The sequence below is a fragment of the uncultured Neisseria sp. genome (assembly GCF_951230505.1).
Taxonomy (GTDB): domain Bacteria; phylum Pseudomonadota; class Gammaproteobacteria; order Burkholderiales; family Neisseriaceae; genus Neisseria.
In genome coordinates this window covers 1-6469 of the sequence record NZ_CATNVN010000103.1, presented here as the reverse complement: position 1 = coordinate 6469, position 6469 = coordinate 1, and the positions used below count along the sequence as shown (strand labels likewise).

Below are 6469 nucleotides of genomic sequence, written 5' to 3'. Positions count from 1 at the left end.
CGACGATATTCCTTTTTAATCATTGAACAAATACAAAAGGCCGTCTGAAAAATAACTTTCAGACGGCCTTTTATTTGAATATATCTACGCTTTTAAGATTTTCCGGCTTTATCTCCGATTTTGCTTTCTTTGCCTTGAATCAGGTTTTGAATATTGCTTTTATGGCGGTACAACACCAATGCGGCAATGAATACGGTTGCCCATGCCCAAGAGGCGTGTGGCATCATGAAGAAGGCGAAGATGGGTGCGCAGACGGTGGCGACCAGTGCGGCGAGGGAGGATACTTTGAAACCGAATGCCATGACCAGCCAAATCAAGGCGCAGAGCAGGGCGGTTGCGGGGGAGAGGGCGAGCAAGACGCCTAATGCGGTGGCTACGCCTTTGCCGCCTTTAAAATTGAAAAATATTGGCCACATATGGCCGACCAATGCGGCAATCGCGACCAGGGCTATCGTCGCATCGGACAAATTTAAAGCATCTTGCAGGCAGCGCGCCAAGATGACGGCAACCAAGCCTTTTACTGCATCGCCGAGCAGGGTCAGTGCTGCCGCTTTTTTCTTACCGCTGCGCAAGACGTTGGTGGCACCGGGGTTGCCGGAGCCGTAAGTGCGCGGATCATCCATGCCGTAATATTTTGATACGATGACGGCAAAAGACAGGGAGCCGATAAGATAGGCGGCAATAATGGCGAGTACATTGAACATTTTGGGTGCTTTACTTAAAATGGGAACGGTTATTCTATCAAAAAAACGGACAGGCAAATGGATAAAATCTTTTTGTACGGCATGAAGGCCGATACTTTAATCGGCGTATATGATTGGGAACGCGAGCGTAAACAGACTTTGATTTTGGATTTGGAAATCAGTGTTCCCGAGCGTACCGGCACGAGCGACGATATCGGCGACACCATTCATTATGGCGAAGTATGCGAAGTCGTACGCCGCAGCCTTGCCGAACAGGATTTTTTACTGCTGGAAACTTTGGCGGAACATATCGCCCAATTGATTTTAAATGATTTTGGTGCGGCCAAAGTGCGTGTCCGTATTGTGAAACCGGGTATCTTGCCAGATGTGGCCCAGGTCGGTATTGAGATTGAACGCACTCGGGAATAACCATAAATATATAAATTTTTAGTTTTAAATAAAAAAGAAAACGTCATGATTGAACAAATATTGGGAAGTATGTCAGGTATATTTTGGATTTTTCTGATCATTATTCCTTTGCTTTTATTAAAAGCACTGTTGAAAAATCCTAAAATAAAGGGAAGTATGGGAGAAATAGCAGTTCGTTCTGTAATTGGAAAAATTTAGATGAGAAAACTTATTCTGAGTTTCACGATTTAATTATTCCATCTCGAGATGGTACGACACAAATTGATCATATTTATGTCTCAATTTTTGGGATATTTGTGATAGAAACTAAAAATTACACAGGTTGGATTTTTGGTAGTGAAAAGCAATCTAAATGGACGCAAATCATCTATAAACAGAAACATTATTTTCAAAACCCGTTGCGTCAGAATTATGCTCATATCAAAGCATTGTCAGAACTATTGCAATTTCCTGAGGAGAAGTTTCATTCAATGGTAGTTTTCTTAGGTGATTGTGAGTTGAAATCGAAAATGCCACCAAATGTTTGCCGTATTAGGCAGGCGGCGGCTTATATTAAGAATTTTCAGATGGCCTTATTGCTTCCTCATGAGGTAGAGGCAATAGTTGCTGTATTGTCTTCAAGTGACTACCAAGCAAATAGTGAAAAGCTGCGAACACATACGGAGCGTTTGCAACAACGACATCAGCGGTAACTATTAGAAAAGGCATCCTCTGAGTTTATTTCTGTAAAATTTCAGACGGCCTTTAATATTTAATAATTTGGAAATGAGGTAAAAAATGGATTTGAAAGAAACTAAATTAAGCAGTGAGCCAATCTACGAAGGTTCTTTTGTTACCATCAGCCGCGATCGGGTTCGCCTGCCCAACGGCAATGAAAGCCAACGGGTTGTGATCCGTCATCCGGGTGCTGCGTGTGTATTGGCAGAAACGGAAGACGGCAAAGTTGTTTTGGTGCGCCAATGGCGTTATGCCGCCGATCAGGCGACGTTGGAATTGCCGGCGGGTAAATTGGATGTGGCGGACGAAGATCCTGCCGAATGCGCTTTGCGTGAGTTGGCGGAAGAAACGCCATATGTCGCCGACAGCGTCAAACTGTTGCACTCCTTTTACACTGCAGTCGGTTTTTGCGATGAAAAAATGTATCTCTACCAAGCGCAAGGCGTGCGTTTGGGCAGCGAGTTGAGCAATGATGAGGATGAAATTACAGAAACCGTCCTGATGAGCAAGGAAGAGGTGCGCAATGCATTGGCAAACGATGAAATCAAAGATGGTAAGACTTTGATTGGTTTGCAGTATTGGTTGACTCAGAATTGATATGTTAAGTAGAAAATCCTTGATAGATTTCTGAATACTTGAGCCTGATATTTGATAATAAGGTTTTCATACAAACAAGGCCGTCTGAAAAAGCTTTCAGACGGCCTTGTTTTATTTTGTAGCCGGATTTTAGCCTAATAAAGCCGGTGCAAACCGTGTGATTGTATCGCGTAAAACGATGAGTTTGCCGTGGAAGAAATGGGACGAACCGGCAATGGTCACAACAGGCAGGCCTTGTGGTTCTGCCCATGTCAGGGCTTTGTTGATTTCGACGACTTCGTCTTCCGCGCCATGAATCATCAATGTTTTGGCGACATCGGGAACGTCGGATGGTTCCGGTCGGTCGGTGTAGTGATGGACGGCTGCGCCCATCAGCAACAGTAAATCAGGCGTGCGTTCTTGGGCGGCAAAGGTGGAAACGTAGCCGCCGAATGAGAAACCGGCCAGGACGAATTGCGGTGCATCAGGATGTTGCGCGCGGGCGTAGTCGATAACGGCAATACAGTCTTGCGTTTCGCCACGGCCGTAGTCGTGTTCTCCTTCGCTATTGCCTACGCCGCGCAAATTGGGCAGGTAGCAATGGAAACCGAGCTGGCTGAGGGCTTTGGCGGCGGTCTGGATGACTTTGTTGGTATTGGTACCGCCTTGCAGGGGATTGGGGTGGTTGATGACGGCAACGCCGCGGGCGGATTCTTGTGTGCTTGGCAGGTAGATGGTTTCCAGCAAACCGGCCGGGCCGGGGATTTGAATGATGTCGGGTTTGAGCATGAGTGTGTCCTTGTTTGTTTTTTCAGACGGCATGAAGCGGTTTACAGATAAAAATTCTTGCCGTTGTTTTGATTGTTGGCTTTCAAATCAGCAAGCATCCGTTTGAAGTCCAAGCCGTATTTTTCGCTTAATTTTTCTGCACGTTTTTTCAGGTTGTCGAGATTTTGTTCTTTAGGGCTGCTTTGGAACGCCATGACCGCTACGTTACCGTGGCTTTCGGCAGGCAGCTCGAGCACGCGGCCGTCAAAGACGTTGAGCAGGCGTTCGACAAAGCGTTGATAACGCTGGTCGCCGCTCCACCAGTTGGTGACAAATACACCGTCTGGAGAGAGGGCGTTGCGGCAGTCTTGGAAGAAGGGCTCTTCCACTAAAGCATCGATAATCTGTTCGCCGTCAAAACCATCTACCAAAATCACATCAGTATTGTGGCGGAACACTTTAATATATTCCGCGCCATCTGCCTCGATAATTTCAAAATTTTCGCCTTCGTGCGGCAATTCAAATAGGCTGCGCGCCACGGCGATGACTTGCGGATTGATGTCAATGGCGGTTTGCTTGGTATCGGGCAGGTAGCTGTCTATCCAACGGGCAAACGAGCCGCCGCCCAAGCCGATTTGGGTGATGTGTTTGGGCGGGGTTTCTGCAAACAGCAGCCAACCCATCATGGCGCGGCTGTACGACAACACCAGCTCGGACGGATGATCGACATTCATGGAGCTTTGAATGGTGTCGCTGCCCAGGTGCAGGGAACGGATATTGCCTTCTTCGGAAATGCCGACTTCGGGCAGATGGGATTTGGCTGGGCGTAGGCGGCGGTAAGGATGGCGGGGCGGCATGGGCAAAGACGGAAAGATGTAGAAGGTGTTATTTTAACAGAAACCATGATGTTTTGCGCTGGAGCGGTTTTCAGACGGCCTTTGAGCGTGTTGAATTAAGAGGTAAGGTATTATTTAATTTTCTTTAAAATCATTGGTTTTTATAATTTCATGAGTAACTTTGTTTTAAAATGCTTGCCAAGATGGGAACTTATCGGCATAATGCCGACTTCCTTGCCGGTATAGCTCAGTTGGTAGAGCACCTGACTTGTAATCAGGGGGTCCCGAGTTCGACTCTTGGTGCCGGCACCAGTTAAAGACTGATGGTGCCGCAAGGCATTTCAGTAAGCCGGTATAGCTCAGTTGGTAGAGCACCTGACTTGTAATCAGGGGGTCCCGAGTTCGACTCTTGGTGCCGGCACCAATTAAAAGCCCGATTGTGAAAGCAGTCGGGCTTTTTGCTTATGCTTTGATATTTTAAAAGCAGACCTTATAATACCGCGTTTCCATTTATAACAAAGGGCTGCCCGTCGGGCAGAACACACAACACCATGATTACCGTAAACACTTTGCAAAAAATGAAAGCAGAGGGCGAGAAAATCGCCATGCTGACCGCTTATGAATCCAGCTTTGCCGCGCTAATGGACAATGCCGGCGTAGATGTACTGCTGGTCGGCGATTCTTTGGGCATGGCGGTGCAAGGTCGTCAGTCCACTTTGCCGGTGAGCTTGCAGGATATGTGCTACCACACTGAATGCGTGGCTCGCGGCACTCAAAATGCAATGATTGTCAGCGACTTGCCGTTTGGCGCGTATCAGCAGAGCAAAGAGCAGGCATTTGCGGCGGCGGCCGAATTGATGGCGGCCGGCGCGCATATGGTCAAACTCGAAGGCGGCGTCTGGATGGCGGAGACCACTGAATTTCTGCAAATGCGCGGCATTCCTGTTTGCGCGCACATCGGCCTGACCCCGCAATCCGTGTTTGCATTCGGCGGCTATAAAGTTCAAGGCCGCGGCGATAAGGCGGAAGCGTTGCTTAACGACGCCAAAGCGCATGATGCGGCAGGTGCGGCAATCGTATTGATGGAATGCGTTCCTGCAGAGTTGGCGAAAAAAGTAACCGAAACCGTTTCTTGCCCGACCATCGGTATTGGCGCAGGCGTGGATTGCGACGGTCAGGTTTTGGTGATGCACGATATGCTCGGCATTTTCCCCGGTAAAACCGCCAAATTCGTGAAGAACTTTATGCAGGGCAAAGACAGCGTTCAAGCTGCGGTCAAAGCCTATGTGGACGAAGTCAAAGCAAAAACGTTCCCTTCTGTCGAACATACGTTTGCCGGATAAAATAAATTCCAGGCCGTCTGAAACTTATTTCAGACGGCCTTTTTAATGAATAAAAGCGTATAATCGGCGCGTGATTTCCGTTGATGAAACGGCGGAAAAGATAAAGGATTTTTCAAACCATGCAAATCATTCATACGATTAAAGAATTGCGCGAGTGGCGCAAAACTGCCGGAAAAGTGGCATTTGTGCCGACCATGGGCAATCTGCACGAAGGCCATCTTGCGCTGGTGCGCGAAGCGAAAAAACGTGCCGATAACGTTGTAGTCAGTATTTTTGTCAACCGCCTGCAATTCGGACAAGGCGAAGATTTCGACAAATATCCGCGCACTTTGCAGCAAGATGCCGACAAATTGGCAGGCGAGGGCGTTGCCGTCGTGTTCGCGCCTGATGAAAAAGAGCTGTATCCGAATGTGGAACAGCGTTTTAATGTTGAGCCTCCACACCTGCAAAACGAATTGTGCGGTAAATTCCGCCCAGGTCATTTCCGCGGCGTTGCGACCGTTGTAACCAAATTGTTCAACATTGTTCAACCCGATACCGCCTGTTTCGGCAAAAAAGACTATCAGCAGCTGGCGATTATCAAAGGCTTTGTCGAAGACTTGAATTTCAATATCGAAATCGTCCCGGTCGATACCGGCCGCGCTTCAGACGGCCTGGCACTTTCCAGCCGCAACCAATATTTGAGCGAAGCAGAGCGCGCAGAAGCGCCCCGCCTCTATCAAGAGTTGCAAAACATTGCCGCCGCCCTGAAAAACGGCAATCTGGATTACGCCCAGCTTGAGGCTGAATGTATCCGCCGTTTAACCGATGCCGGCTGGGTGGTTGATTACGTTGAAATCCGCCATGCACACAGCTTGGCAGTAGCTCATGTCGGCGATAAAGAATTGGTGGTGCTTGCCGCCGCCCGTTTGGGTACCACGCGCCTGATTGATAATTTGGAAGTGGCTTTGGCTTAAAACCAAGCTGCTGTTAAAGGCCGTCTGAAACCTGTTTTTCAGACGGCCTTTTGTTACAATAACGCTTTTGCGTTTCTAAGGCTTTTCCATGTCTAAACCCACCGTCTCCCCGATGATGCAGCAGTATCTCGCCATCAAATCGCAACACGCCGACAAGCTGG

Annotated in this window: 7 protein-coding genes, 2 tRNA genes and 1 pseudogene; 7 read left to right on the top strand and 3 right to left on the bottom strand. The window is 48.2% G+C overall.

From position 1 onward, the window contains the following. Positions 1 to 92: 92 nt before the first annotated feature. On the bottom strand, positions 93 to 704 hold the full coding sequence (gene plsY / locus Q1M25_RS07200) for a glycerol-3-phosphate 1-O-acyltransferase PlsY (RefSeq protein WP_063075428.1): 612 nt from the start codon (positions 702 to 704) through the stop codon (positions 93 to 95). 57 nt (positions 705 to 761) lie between these two features. Here plsY and folB point away from each other — a divergent pair, with 57 nt between their 5' ends. The 3 genes and pseudogenes from folB (at position 762) to Q1M25_RS07180 (ending at position 2426) form a co-directional block, all read left to right on the top strand. After that, a complete protein-coding gene (gene folB / locus Q1M25_RS07195; protein ID WP_063075429.1) occupies positions 762 to 1112 on the top strand; it encodes a dihydroneopterin aldolase in 351 nt (116 codons plus the stop codon). Between the two features lie 45 nt (positions 1113 to 1157). Continuing rightward, a pseudogene (locus tag Q1M25_RS07185) lies at positions 1158 to 1804 on the top strand (nuclease-related domain-containing protein). An 85-nt stretch (positions 1805 to 1889) separates the two neighbouring features. After that, the gene (locus tag Q1M25_RS07180) at positions 1890 to 2426 is read left to right on the top strand and encodes an NUDIX hydrolase (RefSeq protein WP_300483381.1); all 537 of its coding nucleotides are present in this window, start codon (positions 1890 to 1892) and stop codon (positions 2424 to 2426) included. A gap of 129 nt (positions 2427 to 2555) precedes the next feature. On the opposite strand, the gene Q1M25_RS07175 is transcribed toward Q1M25_RS07180, so the two are convergent. Both Q1M25_RS07175 and Q1M25_RS07170 read right to left on the bottom strand, forming a co-directional pair. After that, on the bottom strand, positions 2556 to 3194 hold the full coding sequence (locus tag Q1M25_RS07175) for an alpha/beta hydrolase (protein ID WP_150537500.1): 639 nt from the start codon (positions 3192 to 3194) through the stop codon (positions 2556 to 2558). Positions 3195 to 3235: 41 nt separating this feature from the next. Next, positions 3236 to 4030 (bottom strand): polyamine aminopropyltransferase, encoded by a 795-nt coding sequence (locus Q1M25_RS07170; protein WP_107810602.1) that lies wholly within the window; start codon positions 4028 to 4030, stop codon positions 3236 to 3238. Positions 4031 to 4245: 215 nt separating this feature from the next. Between Q1M25_RS07170 and Q1M25_RS07165 the strand changes: the two genes are divergently transcribed. The 4 genes from Q1M25_RS07165 to panC all read left to right on the top strand — a co-directional run bounded on the left by Q1M25_RS07165 (position 4246) and on the right by panC (position 6308). Next, positions 4246 to 4321: transfer RNA gene (locus Q1M25_RS07165), tRNA-Thr, on the top strand. Between the two features lie 36 nt (positions 4322 to 4357). Then, positions 4358 to 4433 (top strand) — tRNA-Thr (locus Q1M25_RS07160). Positions 4434 to 4560: 127 nt separating this feature from the next. Then, entirely contained in the window at positions 4561 to 5352 is a 792-nt protein-coding gene (panB, locus tag Q1M25_RS07155) for a 3-methyl-2-oxobutanoate hydroxymethyltransferase (RefSeq protein ID WP_004521070.1), read from the top strand. Positions 5353 to 5471: 119 nt separating this feature from the next. Beyond that, positions 5472 to 6308, top strand: a complete 837-nt coding sequence (gene panC / locus Q1M25_RS07150; protein ID WP_070824223.1) for a pantoate--beta-alanine ligase — start codon at positions 5472 to 5474, stop codon at positions 6306 to 6308. Positions 6309 to 6469 lie beyond the last annotated feature (161 nt).